The following is a 23,306-nucleotide window of genomic DNA, read 5'->3' as shown; positions in this document are numbered from 1 at the left end:
AATAGTTGATGGCCTTTTGTATAATATAAACAGTTCAAGCATCCGTACACATTGCATTGCTAACCATTTTGCAGCAGTCTCTACATTACTAATCAAGAAACTAGCAACTCTACCTTTATTTTTTATGCACTTTCTTCTTTTAAAATGATATATACTTCTATATCATTAATATTTTTTTACAAAAAAATGCACTTACCCTTCGTACATTTTCTCTCTCAAACTTGTATTCATTTTCTTTTCTATTTCATATATATAGTATATAACCATTATCGAAAGGAGAAGAAAATGTTACAAAGAGAAAACATTTCAGACATCATTCGCTTTTTTGCAGGATTTCTCTTATCATTAAAACTATTATTTGAATCATTTGGTCTTTCTTTTATTACAAATGACCAAATCGATGCAATCATAAATGTTGCTTCTTTCTTATTTATTTTATACTTCGGATATAAAAATAACTATGTAGGAAAGAAAGGCCTGGACCAAAAAGAATTACTAAAAAAGCATAATTTGCATTAAAAAAGGAACCCACGCCCGGGGTTCCTTTTTATTATTGTATCAAAATTGCTTCTGTTGTTTGAAGCGGTCCATATAATCGGCCCATCTGCTGAAATGTATATGTAGCACGCAATGAAATACGTGATGGGATTTGTATACGTGATGCGTTTACCTGACAGATTAATTGCGCTTTTTCACCTGATGATAATTCATCAATACGCCATCTTACAAGTCGAAATAAAAACTCTCCTGCCCCTTTATTCGTTTGTAATGTATTGGGGATATATGCAAAATAATCCCGAATCATATGACTAACGATTACACGAGAAATCCCTTCGCTTCCTCTGTTTTCAACTTCTAATTGGACAAAAAGAATTTCATGTACATCATAAGCAATTTCTTGTGAAAAACTCTTTTCTTTCATACCGCGAATTTGTAATGTCACTGCTACATTTGGATTAGGCTGTTTTTTCGTAAATTCTTTAGAACCACCTTCCCTCCACATAACAGGTTGTAAAGACAACGGGAACACTTCTTTATCTAGATTTATTTCCCACATTTTCACAATAACAATTCACCTCATTCCAGATGGTATTCTCCGCACAAATTTATTGTGCTCTCCTAAATAATAAACCAGCCTTCTCCAATTCGTTCACCTTAAAACATTCTCTTATTTTCGCCCAATAAAAATATACGTTTTCAACATTTTTACCTTTCTCCTTTATCATATTCGGCAACGTGATGAAAAAACCATTTTAAATAGCTATAAAGTGAAACTTTAATCAGTGTGGAGTTCATCCCCACACTGATTATGATCCCTCACCAATTGACTTTTACGATCCGTTAATGCGAGATAAACTCCATCAGTCACTCATTTCCTTTTATTTCTTAAATAGTAAAAGCTATAAAATAAAAAATTTGCCTTTTAGTCAAATTTGACTATAATATGATGTATGCTTTCTATTCTTTATGGCACGAAAACACTATCTTCCCTTATAACAGCAACCATAAAATTATAGTGGTACATAATAAAGACAAGTTAAAGCACAAACTACTAATTAGATTTTCTTAAAGAACAGTTAATCTTATATAAAAGGAGGAATATATTTGCAGGAACAAACATCTCAAAACAAAGCAAGCAAAACAAAGTTTGTTGTAGCTGGATTATTACTTGGTATTTTAATGGCAGCAATGGATAATACAATTGTCGCCACTGCCATGGCAACAATTGTTGGAGACCTAGGAGGATTTGATAAATTTGTTTGGGTCACATCAGCCTACATGGTAGCAACGATGGCAGGAATGCCGATTTTCGGGAAATTATCTGATATGTACGGACGTAAACGTTTTTATATCGGCGGTTTACTTCTCTTCTTGCTTGGGTCAATTCTTTGCGGTACAGCATCAAGCATTGAACAGTTAAGCATTTACAGAGCAATTCAAGGAATTGGTGGCGGTGCCCTCATGCCAATCGCCTTCACAATCATGTATGATATATTCCCGCCAGAAAAACGAGGGAAAATGACAGGACTATTTGGAGCAGTTTTTGGAACATCAAGTGTATTTGGACCTTTATTAGGCGCTTATATTACGGAGTATATAAGTTGGCACTGGGTCTTTTATATCAATATTCCATTAGGCATTATTTCCTTCTTCTTTATCTCCAAGTACTACAAAGAATCTCTACAATATAGAAAACAAAAAATCGATTGGGCTGGCGCTATTACACTTGTAATAAGTATTATTTGCTTAATGTTTGCACTAGAACTTGGCGGTAAGGAATATGCATGGAATTCCAATATGATTCTTGGGTTATTTGCTACGTTTGCTATTATGCTTATTATTTTCTTCTTCGTAGAAAGACGTGCAACAGAGCCAATTATTTCTTTCCATTTATTTAAAAAACCTTTATTTGCAGCAAGTCAAGGTGTTGCCCTTTTCTATGGAGCGGCTTTTATTATTTGCACTGTTTATATTCCAATCTTTGTCCAAGGTGTTCTTGGGGGTTCCGCATCAAATGCTGGATTAATTTTAACCCCGATGATGGTCGGTTCTGTAATTGGAAGTCAAGCAGGCGGACAATTTGCTTCGCGTACGAGTTACCGTAACATTATGATCGTGTCTGGTATTTTCTTTATACTTGGTATCTATTTACTCAGCACTTTAACAATGGACACACCGCGTGTACTCGTAACAGTCTTTATGATTCTTGCTGGACTTGGAGTAGGCTTCTCTTTCTCTGTTTTAAGTATGTCTTCTATTCACAACTTAGAAATGAGAGACCGAGGTTCTGCCACATCAACAAACTCATTCTTCCGTTCTCTCGGCATGACTCTTGGTGTAACAATTTTTGGGACTATTCAAAATCATATTTTCACAAATAAATTAGAAACTATTTTCCCTCCAGAGTTGGCAAAAATGGCACCAAAAAGCGGAGATACAAGCTTTTTATTAGCACCACATGCTACCGAAAAAATCCCGCCTCAAATATTGGATGGAATTAAACAGGCGCTCGCAATATCTATTGCTGATACATTTTTCTGGGCACTTATCCCAGCTACTCTAAGTATTATCTGCATTACACTAATGGGGAAAGAACGTCTTGCAACTGGAACAAAGAAAAAGCAGAAACAAGTAAGTTAATACATGATAAAACGGAGCGGTATAACCCTTTATGGAAAGGGTTATACCGTTTATAATATGTATAAAGTTTAAATTACAGGAGTTGAGACAGCGTGAGTATGAAACTAGTCATTCTCGGCTTACTACTCGAAGGAGACAAACATCCATATGAAGTACAGCATACAATGAAAGAACGGCAAATGGATTGTTATATTAAATATGCAAAAGGCTCCCTCTACTACGCTTTTGAACAATTAGAAAAGCAAGGAGCCATTGCGGTTACAAACATAGTACGAGATACAAACCGACCAGATAAGACCATTTTCCATATAACTGAAACGGGAAAAAAGCTTTTCCATACACTGCTTTTAAAACAATTTGAAGCAAAAAATCATATATATAAGCCAATCTATTCAGCACTATCATTCGCTCATTTTGGTGATGAAAAAAAAATCATTCCTATTTTAGAAAAAAAGATGGATGACACGATTCAATATTTACATACGATGCAATCCATATACGAACATAGCAAAGAAAATGTTCCACGTGCACAACTTTATATTTTAAAAAGTGTTATCGAACATATTACTGTTGAATTACGTTGGTTAAATGAACTCCATAAAGATGCAAGTGCTGGTTGCCTTTCCGAAATTGGAACAGATATATAGTAGGCCTACTATTGCTTACCGTCTCCTCTACTGCTATAAGACTCTCTATTAATTAGATTCTTATAAGCAGTTTTTTATTTTATCCACGGGTATATATCTTCCAACCCATTCCTCTTCTTACAACTTCTTGTATTAAACATATTTTTGTAAAAAGCACTCCCATTATACACCTTATTATTCATAATATTTAGGATAACAATAATTTAAAACTTTAAAATATTCTTATTTCAAAACAGTAGACAAGATTCGAAAAATTATGTTAGAATTTGTTTCAATATCATATTTGCTTGTTAAATTCCTTTCAAAAGGAAAATAGGTACATGGAATTTCTTATTTCGTGTTTAAAAGGGAAGCTTGGTGAAATTCCAACGCGGTCCCGCCACTGTAAGTGCAGAGAATTCTTTCCTATACCACTGTGAAAACGGGAAGGTGAAAGAAATCGTATAAAGCATAAGCCAGGAGACCTGCCTATTTTAACAACACTGATAGACTCACGGATGATGATTAGGTGTTAGAAACGAGAAGAAAGGGTTATTTTCTGTACCTTTATACTTTTCGTCACATGCATTTCCGAGTAAACGGAAGTGCTTACTTTCAATTAGGGAGGAAATTTAAATGGCAATTCAAACAAGTAATTTAGGGTATCCACGCATTGGATTACACCGAGAATGGAAAAAAACGTTGGAAGCTTTTTGGTCAAATAAGATCGATGAGCAGCAATTTTCAACAACCATGAAAGAACTTCGTCTTCAACATGTCAAAGTTCAACAAGAAAAAGGAATCGATTTAATTCCAATCGGCGACTTTACATATTATGATCATGTGCTGGACACAGCCTACATGCTTGGCTTTATTCCATCACGTTTTTCTGAGTTTTCTTCGTATCTTGATGTATATTTTGCAATGGCACGCGGCTCTAAAGATCACGTTGCTTCTGAAATGACAAAATGGTTTAATACAAACTATCATTATATTGTTCCTGAATATGAAGAAGGATTAGATATTTCTTTAAAAGACAATCGACCGCTTCGCTTATACGAGGAAGCAAAACAAGAATTAGGTATTGACGGCAAACCAGTTATATTAGGACCTTATACATTTTTAAAATTAGCAAAAGGATATAAAGAAGATCAATTTGCTACTATTCTAAATCAACTAGTTGCACCTTATGTACAACTATTAACTGAATTACATGAAGCTGGCGCACGCTTCGTACAAATTGATGAACCGATTTTTGCATCTTTAACTAAAGCAGAAATTGTAGAAGCAAAAGAACTTTATGAAACAATTCGCAAAGAAGCACCACATGTATCTCTTATTCTACAAACTTATTTTGATAGCGTAGAAGAAAACTATAAAGAAATTATTACATTCCCTGTATCCGGCATTGGATTGGACTTTGTTCATGGTAAAGAAGGCAATGTAAGAGCTATTCTAGAGCACGGCTTCCCAACCGACAAAATCTTAGCATTCGGTTGTATAGATGGCCGTAACATTTGGAGAGCTGATCTTGATGACATTCTTTCTTTATTTAAAACATTACAGGACCGTGTTACACCAAAAGAATGGATTATTCAACCTTCGTGTAGCTTATTGCATACTCCAATTGATAAAACGGAAGAAACACACTTATCAGCAGAATTATTTGGTGCTCTTGCATTTGCAAATCAAAAGCTAGAAGAACTTACGCTTATTAAACGTGCAATTTCTGAAGGTGTGGAAAGTGTTAGTACTGAATTAGCTACTTACCGTAGCGCCCATGAAGCTATACGTTCTTCAGCTGCACGTAATCGTGAAGATGTAAAAACAGCACGTGCAACGCTTAAAGAAGAAGACTTCTCTCGTCCTCTTCCATTTGAACAACGTTATGCTTTGCAACAAGAAGCTTTACAATTACCGATACTTCCAACAACAACAATCGGTAGCTTCCCGCAAACTACTGAGGTTCGTCAAACGCGTAAACAATGGCGAAGCGGTGATATTACAAATGAACAATATGAACAATTTATTGAAAAAGAAACTGCAAAATGGATTCGTTATCAAGAAGAAATTGGACTTGATGTGCTCGTTCACGGTGAATTTGAACGAACAGATATGGTGGAATACTTCGGCGAACGACTTGCTGGTTTCTCTTTCACTAAAAACGGCTGGGTACAATCATACGGTTCCCGTTGCGTAAAACCACCTGTAATCTATGGTGACGTTGCCTTTATTGATGGGATGACAATTAAAGAAACTGCATACGCACAGAGCCTTACAAATAAAGTTGTAAAAGGTATGTTAACAGGCCCAGTAACAATTCTAAACTGGTCATTCGTTCGAAATGATATTTCACGAAAGGAAGTTTCTTATCAAATTGCATTGGCACTTCGCCATGAAATTGAATTACTTGAATCTTCTGGTATTCACATTATCCAAGTCGATGAGCCAGCACTTCGCGAAGGGATGCCATTAAAGGAAAAAAATTGGGATGCATACATTACATGGGCTGTTCAATCATTCCTTTTAGCGACTTCTTCTGTAGCGAACGAAACACAAATTCATACACATATGTGCTACAGTAACTTTGAAGATATCGTTGACGCGATTCGTGCTTTAGATGCTGATGTTATTTCTATCGAAACATCAAGAAGCCATGGTGAGTTCATTCATACATTAGAACATACAACATATGAAAAAGGAATCGGTTTAGGTGTTTATGATATTCATAGCCCTCGTGTTCCAAGTAAAGATGAAATGTATACCATTGTAGAACAATCCTTAAAAGTATGTGATCCAAAATACTTCTGGATTAACCCAGATTGTGGTTTAAAAACAAGAAGAACAGAAGAAGTTATACCTGCCTTAGAGCATATGGTTCAAGCTGCGAAAGAAGCTCGTTCCCTTTTAACAACAAACGCATAAAGAAAAAGCCACGATGTCGTGGCTTTTTCACTCTTTCTCTTCGAAAAACAATTCATATTGTATCTTGTACAATTCATCATCCGTTGGTTTCTCAAGCGGCATGGCTTGCATCACTAACACATATTCACCTTGCGAAATAGGAATATGTAAAGTGTTTGAAAGAATGCTGCGTATAAAAACACCCTCATTCCCTATCGTAAACGGTGCTGATATCGTTTTTATTACCCCTTCTTTTTCAATGTGCTTTCCTACAGATACTTCTATTTCACACGTATAATCAGAAATTGCCTCAAAAATAACTACACCTTCTGCTTCGACGTATCCTCTCTCAAAAGCTTCATTCGTCCACTCTACATAAGGCTGTTCCCCATCATAATTCATCACGATTAATTGTGAATAGGAAATTGTTAATTCCACAAGCGTCATCTTCCTTCTACTATTGACTTTAAGTAAAATCTCCTTACATTCGCCTACTACTTCACTACAAATTTCACACGAGTACCATCCGGATATTTGTCTAACTTATTTCCAACCCAAGAACCAGCCCCTCTATTATCAGCTGGACTAATATATTCAATATGTGCACCTTTTCCTCCTTCTTTACACATTGCCATTGGCCATTCATCACGATCATATCCTTTTTTTGCTGGATATGGAGCTAGAGACAACTTTCTTCTATCAGCTGCACCATTTCGATCAATCGTACACACTTTAGAATGTCCTGCTTTGATCGCATCTGCAATATGTTTCCCTGTCTCGGGATAGCGTTCTTTTGGAAATTCTAAAACTTGATCATATGTAACTTCTTTCTTGCTCTTTGATTCTGTAGGTGAAAATACTTCATATACAGCAACCAAAATAGAAAGAATCGCAATAATTGAAATGATAATACCTTTTATTTGTTTCATAGATGTACCTCCGTTTTTCGATCCAATTTCTTTTCCTAGGTTATTATATCAAACATCCTCTCTATATGTTTTCAGACATTATTTTATCCCTTCCTCTCCTTTACGCCAAAAACATTCATTTTTATGCAACTTTTCGCTAATCATGTAGAAAACTTCTAGGCTTCCGACATTCTTTTTCAAAGGAAGTCCAAATAAAAAATGGAATTTGTACATACGATACTTTTTGGGGAGGAAATGTCATGGAAGCAACATATAAAACGAAGGATGTTACAAATAAAACAGGAATCCCGAAACACATAGTTCGAAAATATAGTCAACTTTTAGAACAACACGGTTATATGATTACCAAAACCGCTGATGCTCGTATATATAAAATGGATGATTTGAAGCTTTTAAAATTAATTCATGAACGAGCAGCCACTTTACAAGAAGATATTACAGAAACCATTCCAATTATTTTAAAAGAAAAAGACAGTCCACCTGTACCAATAGTAAAACAAAATCAAGAGGTACACGCGAAAGAAGAGGGCCGAAATTTTGAAGAATTTATGTTAAAACTCGATATGCTTGCTCAATTAAATGAAGCAATTATTCATCAAAACTCCACCTTAATCACACAAAACCGCTTAAAAGATGAAAAACTAGATGAATTAATGCAACAAGTTTATGTAAAAGAAGACCAGCAGGGAGAAATGCTGCAAGAGCTTATTGATCATGCAGCTCAAACAGATGCCTTGCAAAAAGAAAAAATGGACTTATTAATGAATCATATGTATAAGCGGGAATCAAAACAAGAAGAAAAAATGAACAAACTTGTCAATCATGTTTACAATAAAGATAACAATCGAGATGCACAGCTTATGCAAGTCATTCGTGAAATTCAAGAAACAAAACGACTCATCGCCGCCTCAAAGGAGCAAGGTTTATTTCAATCATTTAAAAATTTATTTATTCGAGTCAAGCCAGAAAAAACAAATGAATAAAGTACAACATTCGTCGTTAGCTTTCCATCATCAAGGTAGAAACTTTACACTCCTTTCACTTTTACGTATATAAATCCATTTTAGCTTTTCGACATATAAGTCACTCATGCAAAGAAGAAAAAGTGACCACCTCTATGCATGGCTGGATTCTCTCAACTAAAAAGAATGGGGTTATTTCGTTTTTTCACTTGAGCTTATGATAAATAAAAAAGTTACCTTCTATCGGTAACTTTCATTCCTTATTTCTAGCTGCTGGTAATGTAATAATTGCTTCTGTTCCTTTTCCACTCTCACTTTTATATTCCAGCGTACCATTATGTGCTTGTAAAATACTAAAAGTAACCATAAGCCCTAGGCCTGTTCCTTTTTCTTTTAATGAATAATATGGTTGTCCAAGCCTAGCTAACTGTTCCTTCGTCATTCCCACGCCACTATCTTTTACTCGTACCATAATGACACTATCTTTTTGAATGGCGGTTACTTTTAAATACCCTTTGTTTTCTTGAATTGCTTCGATTCCATTTTTAACGATATTCATAATTGCTTGTTTTAACTTTGTCTTATCGCCAATTGTATAGAGGTTCTCAGAAATTTCAACTTGTAAATAAACGCCCTGCATAGCCGCAAATGAAGACATTAAAGTAGTCATTTCTATGAGTTGCGCTGATAAACATATACGTTCCTTTTTTTCAATTTGCGGCCTAGCTAAATTTAAGTAATCTGAAATAATTTGTTCAGCCCGATCAAGCTCAGCTAGTACAAGACGCATATATTCTTTATTCTTCATATCTTCTGTACTCTCTAATAGCTGAATAAAACCACGAACAACTGTAAGTGGATTTCGAACTTCATGCGCTACACTTGCCGCTAGCTCACTTACAATGTTTAGCTTTTCAGATTTTTGCATTTCTGTACGTAACAATGCATTTTCGTTTAAATACTCTGTTAAATACACTTGAAATACCATTGTCATAACCATAATAAGGGAAGCAAATATGTATCCACTATATAAATGCGACATAGGTGGCGTAAAGCCTACTCTCAGTAAAATTCCAAACATACTACATGCTAAACTGATCAGAGCGTACAAAGATGAAATAATAAGAGCTAAAATGAGTTTTTTCTCTCTTGGGAAAACAGACCACTTTTTTGATAATAATAAAGGAATAATCGCAATACATAAAACTTCTATTATCCGAAACCACTGTAAACCATTCAAAAACCATTCGTATATAACAAAGATAAAAGCTGGGATAACCCCTGCAATCCCACCATACAAAAAAGCACTAATAATTGGAATCGGATAGAAATTATAACCACACAAATCACCAAAGCAAATCGGATACGTCACAGAAAGAACAAGCGTAATACTAGATAAAAACATAATAAAGTAGCGATTGGGCTTTGGAAGCATATCTTGATAGCGATTTAGACGAATCGCTTCATATAAAAACAGTGGCAGAATAATGATAGCAACTTGGATCATTAAGTCACGGATTAGCTCCATACCCTTTCATCCTCTACATGTATTTTGATATGATTATATCATTTTACAGTCACTTTTGTTTTAAAATTTAGATTTTTCTTAACACATTTGTAAATCATTTGTGAATAAACGTTAAGAAATGTTACAACTTTCCGAAATGATTGTAAACCCTGTACCAAACTACCATGATGCAGTATACAATGAATACGGGTTAAAGAATAAAACAAAAATAGTCCAATATACGGACAACTATAACAACATGTAGCATATAATCCATACTATCTATGTTTATAAATAAGTAATCATTATTTTAGTAGGAGGAAGATAAATATGGCAGGAACTACGCTTGTTCTAAAAGAGGAAAATTTGGTTGTTCTCGAAAATGTGGAGAAATCAGTATACGAAGAATTGCAAGATAAAGCTGGTGAAGAAAATTGCACATGCGCTGTAAATGAATCTGTTGTATACCTTGGAAAAGTATCTTCAGTTCTTTGGAATGAAGATGAAATAGATTGGGAATATGGGTACTAAAAAGTCGCTTTAAGCGGCTTTTTTTATGCACTCTAAAGCGAAAATATAAAATTTATGATAAAATAAAAGAAATTTTGCAAACAGAAGAAAGGGAGACAAAATGGAACAATTCATTAACCCTAGAGTGAAGGATATCCAAATTTCTGGTATTCGTCAATTCTCTAATATGATTCAAAACTATGATAATCTCATTTCTTTAACAATTGGACAACCAGATTTCCCAACGCCTTCTTTAGTAAAAGAAGCTGCAAAACGAGCGATTACAGAAAATCATACAAACTACACACACAACGCTGGCCTCTTAGATTTACGCAAAGCAGCTTGTCATTTTCTAAATGACAATTACGATTTACACTATTCACCTGAAAACGAAACCATCGTTACAATCGGTGCTAGTGAAGCGATTGATGTTACGTTCCGTACTATTTTAGAACCTGGAACAGAAGTTATTTTACCTGCCCCTATTTACCCAGGCTATGAACCTATTATTAGACTATGCGGCGCAACACCTGTGTTTGTAGATGTTCGAGAAACTGGATTTCGTTTAACAGCAGAAGCGATTCAAAAAGCAATTACAGATCAAACAAGATGTATCGTTTTACCTTATCCTTCTAATCCAACTGGTGTTACACTGTCAAAAGAAGAACTAACAGATATTGTATCTGTTTTAAAAAATAAAAATATTTTCGTTCTTTCAGATGAAATCTATAGTGAGCTTGTATATGAAGATAATCATATATCCATTGCTCATTTTCCAGAAATGCGTGATAAAACAATTGTTATTAACGGACTAGCAAAATCACATTCAATGACAGGTTGGCGCATCGGTCTTTTATTTGCCCCAAGCTATTTAACACAGCATATTTTAAAAGTCCATCAATACAACGTTACATGTGCAACTTCAATCTCACAATATGCTGCAATTGAAGCGTTAACAGCAGCAAAAGATGCACCGCGAATGATGCGTCATCAATATAAAAAACGCCGTGATTACGTATACAACAGGCTGATTCAAATGGGTTTAACTGTTGAAAAACCAACGGGTGCCTTTTATTTATTCCCATATGTTGGAAATCTCACATCTTCATCATTTGATTTTGCTATTGATCTTGTCAAAGAAGCTGGGCTCGCAGTTGTTCCAGGAACGGCATTTTCAGAGTATGGCGAAGGGTATCTCCGTCTTTCATACGCTTATAGCATGGAAACACTGAAAGAAGGCTGTGATCGTTTAGAAAGATTTTTAAAACAAAAAGCTAAGAGATAACACTCTTAGCTTTTTACGCATAATGATCACAAGTCTGACGTTTCAGTAATTTATGCGGAATAATAATGCATTTTGAAGTGGACTCAGAATGCTCCACCTTATCAACTAACGCTTTTGCAGCTTCATACCCTAATTGATAAATATTTACATCAACCGTTGTGAGCGGTGGACTTGCTATTTCAGATAATAAAGCATTGTTAAAACTCACAATAGAAACATCTTTCGGTACAGCAACTCCTTTTTTCGCAAGTGCACTCAGTACCCCAAGGGCAATTAAGTCGTCTGTTGCCATAATTGCTGTTGGTGGCTTTTCAAGACCCATTAATTCTTCTACAGCTTGTTGACCACTCTCTCTTGAAAAATCAAAATGTAAAATATATTCATTTGGCAACACGATGTCTGCTAATTTTAATGCATCGCTCATTCCAGCTAAACGATCCTTTGTAACAAGTAAATCAGAGCCGCCGCCAATAAACGCTATTTGTTTATGTCCTAGTGAAATTAAATATTCCGCTACTTCTCTTGCAGCTGTATAGTTATTATTATCTACATATGTAATTTCATCTTTTCTTTCGTACGGCTTTCCAATTAAAACAAATGGGAAATTTTGTTCATGTAAATATTGAATAATACGATCGTTTTCACGTGAATAGAGAAGAATAATTCCACCGATTTGACGCCCCTGTACCATCTTCACAACACCATTAAAAATTTCCTCTTCTGTTTCACCAGTTGACATATACAGCGCATAACCTTCAACATGTGCAAAGGAACTTATCCCTCGAATTACTTCTGGGAAAAATGGATTTTGAAATGCCTTACTTGCAGAACTCGGCATAACAAGACCAATTGTTTTTGTCGTTTGATTCGCAAGGTTTCTCGCATTTAAATTAGGATGATACCCTAACTCGCTCATTACTTTACGAACACGACGCTTAGTTTTTTCACTTATACTTGGATTATCAGCAATTACACGAGACACAGTAGATGGTGCAACATTTGCCTTTTTTGCTACATCTTTAATTGTAACTGTCATTAAATCTCCTCCTCTCTTCTTATTCTTCATTCATATCTATTATTATTCTGTATTCCACAGATATTAGGAGAAAACGAAAGCTACCATTACTTTATTTCATTTCTCAAAAAAAATTATATTAATGTAAACTAATATTCTCCCTCTTCATGTATTGTAAGGGATACAGGCTTATTTTCCTATACTATAATATACTATTTTTTTCACATCTTTCCCCTTACGATGTCATATGAACCCGAATTTCTCCTAAAAAAAGAGAAATGGGACATAATGTCCCATCCTCATCCTTTCGTACCTCCAGCCGTTAAGCCTGAAATAAAATATTTTTGCAATGATAAGAATAAAATAGAAATCGGTATTGCAATTAATACAGAGCCAGCTGCAAATGTTGTAAATTCATTACCAAATTTTTTCGCGACCATTTCATATAATCCAACCGCTAACGTATAGTTTTCCGGTGTGCGTAAAATGATGCTCGCTAAAATAAAATCTGTAAACGGACCGATAAAGGTAAATAAAGCTACTACTGCCACAATTGGTTTTGCAAGCGGCATAATAATTTGCCAAAAAATACGGAAGTGTCCTGCCCCATCCATACGTGCTGACTCATCCAACTCTTTTGGAATTGTATCAAAATACCCTTTCATAAGCCACGTATTCATTGGAATTGCTCCGCCGACATAAATTAAAATTAATGCAAGATGTGTATCAATTAATCCTGTTAATTGTGCTAGTACATAGAGTGCAATCAAAGCTGCAAAGTTGGGAATCATTTGCAAGATTAAAAATGTTAACAAACCATTCTTTCTTCCAACAAAACGATATCTTGAAAATGCATAAGCTGTAAAACTAATGGATAGTACAGAGAAAATCATCGTTAAAACACTTACTTTGAGTGTATTTTTATACCAAAGTAAATAATTGCTTTGTGAAAGATCTAATAACTTTCGGTAATGATCTAACGTTGCATTTTTCGGAATAATACTTGACCCTGATAAACTATCTCCTGGATTAAACGATGAACCAACAATCCACAATAATGGATAAAAAATAATGACACACATTATGAAAATTACAAAATAACTTAATGAGAGACGTAACATCTTTTGTCGTTTTATATTCATTTACATCATATCCTCTTCTTGGAATGATTTTGTTCTCTTAAATTGCCATAATGCAACTGAAATAACGATTAACGATAAAATCATCGTAAGTGCCGCTGCTTTTCCATATTGTGCTGATGTCATCGTTAATTTATAAATCCATGAAATTAAAATATCTGTTCCTCCTGCATTTTGCCCAGACACAGCAGGTCCCCCGCTATTAAACAGATAAATAATACTGAAGTTATTAAAGTTAAACGTATATTGTGTAATTAAGATTGGTGCTGTTGCATATAGAACAAGCGGCAATGTAATTTTTCGAAATTGTTGCCATGCCGTTGCCCCGTCTACTGTAGCTGCTTCATATAATTCCCCTGGAATCGATTGCAATATCCCTGTGGTCATTGCAAAAATAAATGGGAAACCAAGCCATGTTTGGATAAATATCAAAGCACATTTCGCCCAAAATGGATCTGTCATCCAAGCAATCTTTTCGATTCCAAATAAAGCTAACACTTGATTGTTAATTGCTCCAAATGATTCATTAAACATACCTGCAAAGACAAGAATGGATACGAATGCTGGAACAGCCCACGGTAAAATAAAAATCGTACGAATTACAGCTTTTCCTTTAATACCAGGCTGATTCACTAATATTGCTAAGAAAATCCCAAGGGCTACTTGTAAAGTAGTCGCGACGAATGTCCAAATCACAGTCCAAGAGAATACACTTAAAAGCGTGTCTCTCCACATTGGTAATGTAAAAATATCAATAAAGTTTTTGAATCCAACCCACTCTACCAATTTTGCAGGAGGGGAATGATATAAGTCATAGTTTGTAAATCCAATTAAGATAACAAAAATGATTGGAAATACAACAACAAAGATTAATAGCAGAAATCCTGGTGAAACCATTAAATACGGAAAACCTTGATCTAATAAATTACGATATTGTTCTTTCACAGAATTTAAAGGTATTCCTACATCACGCTTTTTTCCATTTTGATAGGCATCATATAAATTAAAAGCATATATACCTAATCCAAATGCAATAACAATTAGTGCTAAAATCCCTTTCACTAATAGAAAAATAGAGTGATCCCGAGGAACTTCTGTACCGAGCGTAACAATTCCCCACAATCCTATATTTAATAAATCAGCGAATGCTACGACAAATGAACCTGTTAATACAAGAAAGATAAGACCTTTTAGATATTGTTTATTATATATTTGACCAATACCTGGAATAATTGACAACATCGCGGCTGTTTTGCGGTGTTTTGAACCGTTCACTTCCTGTGCTGGTTCAATGGATGTTTGCATATTTCTTCCCCCTTTTTTCTTCCCCTTGGAAGGAAGAGAATCCGTATCTCCCTTTTACGAGAGATACGAATCCCATCTTATTTTTTCTTACTATGATTTGCTTCAATGTTTCCTTTAATTTGTTTTACAGCTTCATCAAGTGCTGCTTTCGATTCTTGTTTATTTGCTGCAACTAATTGAAGCGCATCTCCAGCTGGTTTCCAAACTTCTTGCATTTCTGGAATATTCGGCATCGGAATACCATTCTCTGATTGAACTGCCACCGCTTTTGCAGCTTCATTTTCTTTAATAATTGGATCTTCCATTACTGATTTAACAGGAGGAATTTCTTTCGTTTTTTCAAAACGGATTTTTCCGTTCTCTTCATTTGTTACCCACTCAGTAAATTTTGTTGCTAAATCATTCTGTTTGGAAAAGCTAGTTACATGCCATCCTTTTACACCCACAAAAGTTTTCATCGGTTGACCGTTTGGTAATTTCGGCATCGGTGCTACCCCATAATCAATGCCTGCTTTTTCCATCGCTTGGAATGCCCATGGACCATTCATTATAGATGCCGCTTTTCCTTCATTAAACAATCCATCTGCAGCTGCCCCACCAGATTCTCCAATAATTCCTTTTGGGAATAATTTTTCTTTATACCATTTTTGAATATATTCAGCACCTTGTACCGCACCACTATTATTTAATCCAATATCTTTCGGATTCGGTTTTCCATCTTTTTCACCAAATACATAACCGCCCATACCTGCCATAAATGCATTCGCAAAATAGAAGTTATCCCCTAATGCTAAAAATCCGTACTTTCCATCTTTCGTAAAGTCTTTTGAGAAATTAAAAAGCTCATCCATTGTTTCTGGTGCTTTTGGCATTAACTTTTTATTATAAATAAAGATTGGTGTTTCAATTGCTTTTGGTAAACCGTACATTTTCCCATCGTATGTTTCTGCCTGTATTGATAAATCTGTGAATTTATTTTTCACAGTATCATCCACTTTCACTTCTGAAAGTAGCCCTTCTGTTACCGCATTACCAATATGATCATGAGGCAGTGTTACAACATCTGGCCCTGTACCAGCTGGACCGTCGAGACGAAGTTTTTCTACTTGTTTCGTCATCTGAACCTCTACAACTTTTACTTTCACATTATATTTCTTTTCAAAACTTTTCACTGCTGGATCTAGCCCGACACCCTTTTTCTCATCTTCCCAAACAAGAAGATCATAATCTTTCTTCTCCTTGCTCGCTTCCTTTTTCCCTGAATCTTTCGGACCACATGCCGATAACATACCGATCGCCAACGTTGAAATTGTTAATAATGATAATGCTTTCTTCACCCTAAAAACCTCCCTAAATTATATGTACTGATCCAACAAATGAAAACGTTTGCACTAACTAGTTTAATAGAAGCGCAAACAATCTTTCAATCTATGAAAACGTTTGCGCTATTTGTCTCTCATTATACATTCTTTTATATATTTTGCAAATATTTTATTTCTGTATTTTTCAGAAAAAATTATGACATTATTCTTTCTTTCCATTGACTTTATATGAAATGAATACTACCCTTATAAGCAATATTAAAATTGTACCAAAAGCAATCGTTTGCAATATGTTTTTATTTATAGAGATATCAAAGGGGGATTTTCTATATGTTTAAAGAAGCAATATACCATAGACCAAAAGACAATTACGCATACGCTTATGATGAAGAAACGCTTCATATTCGATTGCGTACAAAAAAAAATGATGTGGATATCGTCTCATTTATTCATGGTGATCCTTATGAATGGCAAGATGGGAAATGGATCACAGCAAACATGCCAATGAAAAAAAGTGGATCAACAGATTTATTTGATTACTGGTTCATTTCAATCAAACCAAACTTTAAGCGCTTACGATATGGGTTTGAACTAAAAAATAATACGGAAACGATCATCTATACAGAACGTGGCTTTTTCCATGAAACACCTACTGGTGATGTGGGCAACTTTTTTTGCTTTCCATTTATTCATGAACAGGATGTTTTTAAAGCATCTTCATGGATAAAAGATACAGTCTGGTATCAAATTTTCCCAGAACGATTTGCTAATGGGGATCCTGCATGTAATCCAGTAGATACACTACCTTGGGCGAGTACTGATCCAACACCTACTAATTTTTTTGGAGGGGATTTTGCCGGAATCATTCAACGGCTTGATTATCTTGTAGAACTCGGTATTTCTGGAATTTACTTTACTCCTATCTTTGCAGCACACTCGAATCATAAATATGACACAATTGACTACATGGAAATTGATCCGCAATTTGGGACGAAGGAAACTTTCAAAAAATTAGTTATCGCCTGCCACGAACGTGGTATAAAAGTCATGCTAGACGCCGTTTTTAACCATAGTGGGTACTTTTTTGATAAATTTCAAGATGTGCTAGAAAAAGGTGAGCAATCTCGCTATATCAACTGGTTTCATATTCATGAGTTTCCAATCGTGACAGAGCCACTTCCGAACTACGATACCTTTGCATTTACACCCTATATGCCAAAATTAAATACTGCCCATCCAGATGTAAAAGAGTATTTACTCGAGGTAGGACGTTATTGGGTACGGGAATTTCACATTGATGGCTGGCGCCTCGATGTAGCAAATGAAGTCGATCATAACTTTTGGAGAGAATTTCGTAGTGAAGTAAAAGCAATTAACCCTGAGGTCTATATTTTAGGAGAAATTTGGCACGATGCTCTGCCATGGTTACAAGGTGATCAATTCGATGCCGTTATGAGCTATCCTGTCACCAATGCCCTACATTCTTATTTTGCAAACGAAACAATTGGGGCAAGTGAATTTATGGAACAAATTACAGCTTCTCTTCACTCCTATTCCATGAACGTAAACGAAGCTGCTTTTCATCTATTAGACAGTCATGATACACCGAGAATTTTAACAACCTGTAGTGAAAATAAAGATAAAGTAAAATTACTATATATATTCCACCTTTCTTTCATCGGTTCCCCATGCATTTATTATGGTGATGAAATCGGCATGGACGGCGGAATGGATCCTGAGTGCCGAAAATGTATGATTTGGGATGAGGATAAGCAAGATAAAGCATTATTTAAGCATATCCAAACATTAATTTCATTACGGAAACAATACAAAGCATTTGGTAGCCATGGGGCATTTCAATTTATTGAAGCAAATGATGAACAGGGTTATATTTCTTATACGAAGACATATGGAGAAGAAACAATCTTCATTGTTTTAAATCCAACAAACAATGAAATATCCGCCCCTATACCTTTTGATATCTCTAGTAAAAAAATCGTCAACCTATATACAAATGAAGAATTTTCTGCAGAGGCAAACTCATTACAGGTTACACTTCCATCATATGGATTTTCAATTTTGAAATGGTAAAATATAGAGTGAAATTTTAATCAGTGAGGGCTTCTTCATCCCCCACTGATTATTAGTTCTGATCAATCGGGATTTTACAAAATAAAGGCTTGATCAAATTTTTCACATTATCTGTTTCCACTTGTTGTTTACGTCCGAAAATCATAAGTTTCTTTGTGCCTTCAGCCTATAGGGTGAAGGTGTGAATTCATTGTCTTTTTTCCTTTCTTGAAAGTTTAGGTTTCTTTTGAGACTGTGGTATGTTGATATGCCTTGAAGCCATGAATTGTTTTTTGAAATCAAAATAAAAATACAAATGTGTACTTAGAGACAAGAAAGCAACTGAAAAAAATGAAGAAAGAATGATCAGTACGATTGCCATAGATTTTTGGCTCAAAAAACCAATACCAACTTGACCAATCATATAACCTAAAACTGAAAAAAATACGATTTTAGGAATTTTTACATCTTGATCTGTTATCTTCCTTAAGCGGGCTGTAAAATATTTAATCTAGAATAACACGGATTTATAAACAACAAAACCATATGCTATAAGCGATAGGATAAAAAATAAAGGTGACTCTAGCTCTACGAATTCGTATGCCAACTTTTGAACAGCTATAAAGCTGCAAATTGAGATACTGAATGCGACAAATCTAGTATATGGTAAATGTTGTAATTGAGGCTGCCGAGGCTTATAAATCAAAATCTAAATTCCCCATAGATTGCATATCACATAAAATGGAAGAGCCACGTAAGAATATATACTTCGCGGTGGAAAAAGGTAACAAATGAACAACACCCCTTTAATTCGCATGTTTAATATGCGAATTAAAAGGGGTGTTGTTCATTATCTTAATTTATACACTCTCGCTTCATATGGCCGTAAATCAATACTCTCAATTATTTCACCTTGCACATCATAATTGTGTATTAATAATTCTGAACTATTATAAGTTATCTCTTTCGGTATTTTAAATACACACTCATCCTCAGTAAAGTTCGCAATCACCAGTAATTCTTCATCTTTCCATTTTCTTATATAAGCAAAAACAGATGGATGATCCTCTAAAATCAAATCATATGTACCATACACAATGATTTCATGTTTTTTACGAAGCTCAATCAATTTCTTGTAGTAATAAAAAATAGAGTTTGAATCTTGTAATGCTTGTTCTACATTGATTTCTTTATAATTAGGGTTTAATCCAATCCATGGTTCCCCGGTAGTAAATCCAGCGTATTCCGTTGCATTCCACTGCATGGGTGTTCTCGCATTATCTCGCCCTTTTATATAAATCGATTGCATTACTTGTTCTTCATCTTCACCACTCTCTATTACTTTTTCACGGTACATATTCAGCGTTTCAATATCTCGGTACTTATCAATCGAATCAAAGTGAACATTTGTCATCCCAATTTCTTCTCCTTGGTAAATATAAGGAGTGCCTTTCATCATATGAAGTACCGTCGCTAACATTTTCGCTGATTCTATGCGATATGCTTTATCATTACCAAAGCGAGAGACCACACGAGGCTGGTCATGATTATTCCAATACAGACTATTCCATCCCGTTTGTTCTAAAGCTTTCTGCCATTTTGTCAAATTCTGCTTTAACGTAAGGAGTGAACACGGCTTTACGTCCCATTTCCCCCCTTCTCCAGAATCTAAATCCATATGTTCAAACTGAAATACCATTTGTAATTCTTGACGTTCTTCTGCTGTATAAAGTTTAGCTTCCTCTGTTGTTACACCTGGCATTTCACCAACTGTCATAACATCGTATTTTGACAATACCTTCTGATTCATTTCATGTAAGTACGTGTGAATGTTCGGTCCATTCATAAAGTATTGATGGCCTGAAACATAACCTTCTTTGTCTGTTTTCACAGTTGGTAATCCCTCTGTTTTAGAAATAAAGTTAATCACATCCATACGGAAACCATCAATTCCTTTTTCAAGCCAAAACTCCATCATTTCATAAACGTCTTTTCGTACCACTTCATTATCCCAATTTAAATCAGGTTGCTTTTTAGAGAATAAGTGTAAATAATATTCATCTGTCGCTTCATCATACTGCCAAGCAGATCCACTAAAAGCTGCTCCCCAATTATTTGGCTCTTTTCCCTCTGTACCAGGGCGCCAAATATAGTAATCTCGATACGGGTTATCTTTTGACTTGCGAGATTCGATAAACCAATTATGTTCATCAGAAGTATGGTTAACAACTAAATCCATCATTAATTTCATATTACGTTTATGCATTTCGTTTAATAATTCGTCCCAATCGTTCATTGTTCCAAACTCATCCATAATCTTTCGATAATCGCTAATATCATAGCCATTATCATCATTTGGAGATTCATAGACTGGTGATAGCCAAATAACATCTATACCTAGTTCCTGTAAATAATCAAGCTTTGAAATTATTCCACGAAGGTCACCAATCCCATCACCATTACTATCCATAAAACTACGTGGATAAATTTGATATACAACACTTTCTTTCCACCATTGTTTTCTCATCATGCTACCCCATTTCATTTTTCTTATCAAAAAATCCCAGGCGCAAACGTTTTCATTAATGAATGATAGCAGATTTTATAAGAATTGAAAATAGCGCTTACATTTTTCTCTTTTCATTTAGTCAGTTTACATAGATAAAAGGCTTTATTTATTAAATATTTTACTCTATTCATGAAAACGTTTTATTTTTTTGTATCATTTTTATTTATTTTTCAAAAACATTCGTTTATAATAAATTCAAAGAAAACGTTTGCATAATTTTTCTAGGAGGAAAAGTCATGGCAGAACTAAAGTTAGAAAATATTTATAAAATTTATGACAATAACGTAACAGCAGTAACAAACTTCAATTTACACATTCAAGATAAAGAGTTCATTGTTTTCGTTGGTCCATCCGGATGTGGAAAATCGACGACATTACGAATGGTAGCTGGACTTGAAGATATTTCAAAAGGGGAATTTTCTATTGATGGTAAAGTAATGAATGATATTCCTCCCAAAGATCGCGATATCGCAATGGTCTTTCAAAACTACGCTCTCTATCCACATATGAGCGTTTACGATAACATGGCATTTGGATTAAAGCTTCGTAAAATCCCAAAAGACGAAATTGATCGCCGTGTAAAAGACGCAGCGCAAATTTTAGGGCTTTCGGAGTATTTAAACCGAAAACCAAAAGCATTATCTGGCGGACAGCGTCAACGTGTTGCGTTAGGTCGTGCGATTGTCCGTGACGCAAAAGTTTTCTTAATGGACGAGCCGTTATCAAATCTAGATGCAAAATTACGTGTAGCAATGCGCTCAGAAATTTCTAAACTACATCAAAGGCTTGGAACAACAACAATTTATGTAACACATGATCAAACAGAAGCGATGACAATGGCTTCACGCCTTGTCGTTATGAAAGATGGAAAAATCCAGCAAATAGGTTCACCAAAAGAAGTATATGAAACACCTGAAAACATTTTCGTTGGTGGATTTATCGGCTCACCTGCAATGAATTTCTTCCGTGGTAAATTAACAGAACAAGACTTTGTTATAGATGATAAAATAACTATCAAAGTATCTGAAGGCAAAATGAAATTATTACGTGAACAAGGCTATGTGAATCAAGAAATTGTCTTAGGAATACGTCCAGAAGATATCCATGATGAACTTCTATTTTTAGAGGCTTCACAAGGCACAACATTTACAACTCAAATTGTAGTTGCCGAACTATTAGGTGCAGAATCTATTTTATATATGAAACTTGGAAATCAAGATTTTGCAGCCCGTGTTGATGCAAGACATACCTTTACACATGGTGATCAAATCAAACTTGCATTCGATATGAATAAGGCACATTTCTTTGATAGTAAAACAGAAAAACGTATTCGCTAAAATATCGCTTTTCTTCACCTCAAACAGATACAAGAAAACCGTCCGCATATATTTTTGGGGCGGTTTTCTATTATTATATTAGGGTTCCTGCTGCATGAAATGACCGTTTTTCCGCACTTAAAATACCAAAAACAGGTAAATTAGTTAGTGTTACTTCTTCTTGCTGTTTCATAAAAGATGACGTCAATTGCTTTATTTCTATCCAAACGTCATTAATACAAAGTATATTGGAATCGTTCTCTTGTTGACGTGAAAAATTAGAATCTATTTTATATAATCCAGCATTGTTAAAGAGCACATCAATACGATTATAAGCGTCAATAGCCACTTCGATAACACGTTGCCGATCTCTTTGTTTCGCCATATCATGGGTTACAAAAAGCGCCTCTCCACCTAATTCTACAATTTTCTCCGCTGTTGCTTGTCCATTTTCCTGATCAATATCCGTCACAATTACTTTTGCACCTTGTTCTGCCAACAAAAGAGCTGTACTACGTCCAATACCGATGCCACCGCCAGTTACAACGGCAACTTTTCCTGCAAGCTTCATCGTCATTACAACTTGTATGCGTTCACCTTTTTGTTTTCTCTTTTTTCTTACTGTTATATTGATCAAAAGCTAGACCGATAAAAATAAGTATCACCCAAAAAAGCAAGCTACTGCCCGTCATTTTGATCACCCCTT

20 protein-coding genes, 1 pseudogene and 1 riboswitch are annotated in these 23,306 nt (G+C 35.0%); of the genes and pseudogenes, 9 read left to right on the top strand and 12 right to left on the bottom strand.

The window, feature by feature from the left end; translation table 11 throughout:
* Positions 1–285: 285 nt before the first annotated feature.
* On the top strand, positions 286–519 hold the full coding sequence (locus CN288_RS03455; RefSeq protein ID WP_026590162.1) for a phage holin: 234 nt from the start codon (positions 286–288) through the stop codon (positions 517–519).
* A 31-nt stretch (positions 520–550) separates the two neighbouring features.
* Here CN288_RS03455 and CN288_RS03450 read toward each other — a convergent pair whose 3' ends face one another.
* A complete protein-coding gene (locus CN288_RS03450; RefSeq protein WP_026590161.1) occupies positions 551–1,063 on the bottom strand; it encodes a hypothetical protein in 513 nt (170 codons plus the stop codon).
* Between the two features lie 542 nt (positions 1,064–1,605).
* Between CN288_RS03450 and CN288_RS03445 the strand changes: the two genes are divergently transcribed.
* From CN288_RS03445 to metE, 3 genes are all read left to right on the top strand, one after another.
* Positions 1,606–3,141 (top strand): MDR family MFS transporter, encoded by a 1,536-nt coding sequence (locus CN288_RS03445; protein ID WP_098301809.1) that lies wholly within the window; start codon positions 1,606–1,608, stop codon positions 3,139–3,141.
* Between the two features lie 92 nt (positions 3,142–3,233).
* Positions 3,234–3,788, top strand: coding sequence for a PadR family transcriptional regulator (locus tag CN288_RS03440; RefSeq protein ID WP_026590159.1), 555 nt, complete (start codon positions 3,234–3,236; stop codon positions 3,786–3,788).
* A 297-nt stretch (positions 3,789–4,085) separates the two neighbouring features.
* A riboswitch (cobalamin riboswitch) is annotated at positions 4,086–4,274 on the top strand.
* 129 nt (positions 4,275–4,403) lie between these two features.
* A complete protein-coding gene (metE, locus tag CN288_RS03435) occupies positions 4,404–6,692 on the top strand; it encodes a 5-methyltetrahydropteroyltriglutamate--homocysteine S-methyltransferase (protein ID WP_090687313.1) in 2,289 nt (762 codons plus the stop codon).
* A gap of 27 nt (positions 6,693–6,719) precedes the next feature.
* Here metE and comJ read toward each other — a convergent pair whose 3' ends face one another.
* Together comJ and nucA are read right to left on the bottom strand one after the other, a co-directional pair.
* Positions 6,720–7,109, bottom strand: coding sequence for a competence protein ComJ (gene comJ / locus CN288_RS03430; RefSeq protein ID WP_139265447.1), 390 nt, complete (start codon positions 7,107–7,109; stop codon positions 6,720–6,722).
* A gap of 56 nt (positions 7,110–7,165) precedes the next feature.
* Positions 7,166–7,600: a DNA-entry nuclease gene (gene nucA / locus CN288_RS03425; protein ID WP_026590156.1), complete on the bottom strand. Its 435-nt coding sequence runs from the start codon at positions 7,598–7,600 to the stop codon at positions 7,166–7,168.
* A gap of 239 nt (positions 7,601–7,839) precedes the next feature.
* Here nucA and CN288_RS03415 point away from each other — a divergent pair, with 239 nt between their 5' ends.
* Positions 7,840–8,583 carry a DUF3967 domain-containing protein gene (locus CN288_RS03415; protein ID WP_026590155.1) on the top strand — a complete coding sequence of 248 codons (744 nt, stop codon included), beginning with the start codon at positions 7,840–7,842 and terminating at the stop codon, positions 8,581–8,583.
* 232 nt (positions 8,584–8,815) lie between these two features.
* On the opposite strand, the gene CN288_RS03410 is transcribed toward CN288_RS03415, so the two are convergent.
* Complete coding sequence (locus CN288_RS03410; protein ID WP_026590154.1) at positions 8,816–10,090, bottom strand: sensor histidine kinase; 1,275 nt, start codon at positions 10,088–10,090, stop codon at positions 8,816–8,818.
* A 309-nt stretch (positions 10,091–10,399) separates the two neighbouring features.
* Here CN288_RS03410 and CN288_RS03405 point away from each other — a divergent pair, with 309 nt between their 5' ends.
* Together CN288_RS03405 and CN288_RS03400 are read left to right on the top strand one after the other, a co-directional pair.
* On the top strand, positions 10,400–10,600 hold the full coding sequence (locus CN288_RS03405) for a hypothetical protein (RefSeq protein ID WP_026590153.1): 201 nt from the start codon (positions 10,400–10,402) through the stop codon (positions 10,598–10,600).
* Positions 10,601–10,700: 100 nt separating this feature from the next.
* Positions 10,701–11,864: an aminotransferase A gene (locus tag CN288_RS03400; protein ID WP_098301808.1), complete on the top strand. Its 1,164-nt coding sequence runs from the start codon at positions 10,701–10,703 to the stop codon at positions 11,862–11,864.
* 13 nt (positions 11,865–11,877) lie between these two features.
* Here the strand turns inward: CN288_RS03400 and malR are convergent, their stop codons facing one another.
* The 4 genes from malR to CN288_RS03380 form a co-directional block, all read right to left on the bottom strand.
* Entirely contained in the window at positions 11,878–12,900 is a 1,023-nt protein-coding gene (gene malR, locus CN288_RS03395; protein ID WP_026590151.1) for a maltose operon transcriptional repressor MalR, read from the bottom strand.
* Between the two features lie 278 nt (positions 12,901–13,178).
* On the bottom strand, positions 13,179–14,021 hold the full coding sequence (gene malD, locus CN288_RS03390; RefSeq protein WP_026590150.1) for a maltosaccharide ABC transporter permease MalD: 843 nt from the start codon (positions 14,019–14,021) through the stop codon (positions 13,179–13,181).
* Complete coding sequence (locus CN288_RS03385; RefSeq protein ID WP_026590149.1) at positions 14,022–15,323, bottom strand: carbohydrate ABC transporter permease; 1,302 nt, start codon at positions 15,321–15,323, stop codon at positions 14,022–14,024.
* Between the two features lie 77 nt (positions 15,324–15,400).
* Entirely contained in the window at positions 15,401–16,660 is a 1,260-nt protein-coding gene (locus tag CN288_RS03380) for an extracellular solute-binding protein (protein ID WP_026590148.1), read from the bottom strand.
* A 315-nt stretch (positions 16,661–16,975) separates the two neighbouring features.
* Between CN288_RS03380 and CN288_RS03375 the strand changes: the two genes are divergently transcribed.
* Entirely contained in the window at positions 16,976–18,736 is a 1,761-nt protein-coding gene (locus CN288_RS03375; RefSeq protein ID WP_098301807.1) for an alpha-glycosidase, read from the top strand.
* A 190-nt stretch (positions 18,737–18,926) separates the two neighbouring features.
* On the opposite strand, the pseudogene CN288_RS03370 reads toward CN288_RS03375, so the two are convergent.
* Together CN288_RS03370 and CN288_RS03365 are read right to left on the bottom strand one after the other, a co-directional pair.
* Positions 18,927–19,532, bottom strand: a pseudogene (locus CN288_RS03370) (hypothetical protein); the annotation flags it as partial.
* A gap of 33 nt (positions 19,533–19,565) precedes the next feature.
* On the bottom strand, positions 19,566–21,242 hold the full coding sequence (locus CN288_RS03365; RefSeq protein WP_026590146.1) for an alpha-glucosidase: 1,677 nt from the start codon (positions 21,240–21,242) through the stop codon (positions 19,566–19,568).
* Between the two features lie 278 nt (positions 21,243–21,520).
* Here CN288_RS03365 and CN288_RS03360 point away from each other — a divergent pair, with 278 nt between their 5' ends.
* On the top strand, positions 21,521–22,621 hold the full coding sequence (locus CN288_RS03360) for an ABC transporter ATP-binding protein (RefSeq protein WP_090687325.1): 1,101 nt from the start codon (positions 21,521–21,523) through the stop codon (positions 22,619–22,621).
* A 73-nt stretch (positions 22,622–22,694) separates the two neighbouring features.
* Here CN288_RS03360 and CN288_RS03355 read toward each other — a convergent pair whose 3' ends face one another.
* Both CN288_RS03355 and CN288_RS30170 read right to left on the bottom strand, forming a co-directional pair.
* Entirely contained in the window at positions 22,695–23,171 is a 477-nt protein-coding gene (locus CN288_RS03355) for an SDR family NAD(P)-dependent oxidoreductase (RefSeq protein WP_026590144.1), read from the bottom strand.
* A 22-nt stretch (positions 23,172–23,193) separates the two neighbouring features.
* Positions 23,194–23,292, bottom strand: coding sequence for a hypothetical protein (locus CN288_RS30170; RefSeq protein ID WP_026590143.1), 99 nt, complete (start codon positions 23,290–23,292; stop codon positions 23,194–23,196).
* Positions 23,293–23,306: the final 14 nt, after the last annotated feature.

The organism is Bacillus sp. AFS023182, assembly GCF_002560575.1.
In the GTDB taxonomy this organism is placed as follows: Bacteria; Bacillota; Bacilli; order Bacillales; family Bacillaceae_G; genus Bacillus_A; species Bacillus_A arachidis.
Note: the sequence above shows the minus strand (reverse complement) of the source record. Positions and strands in the feature narration are given on the sequence as shown.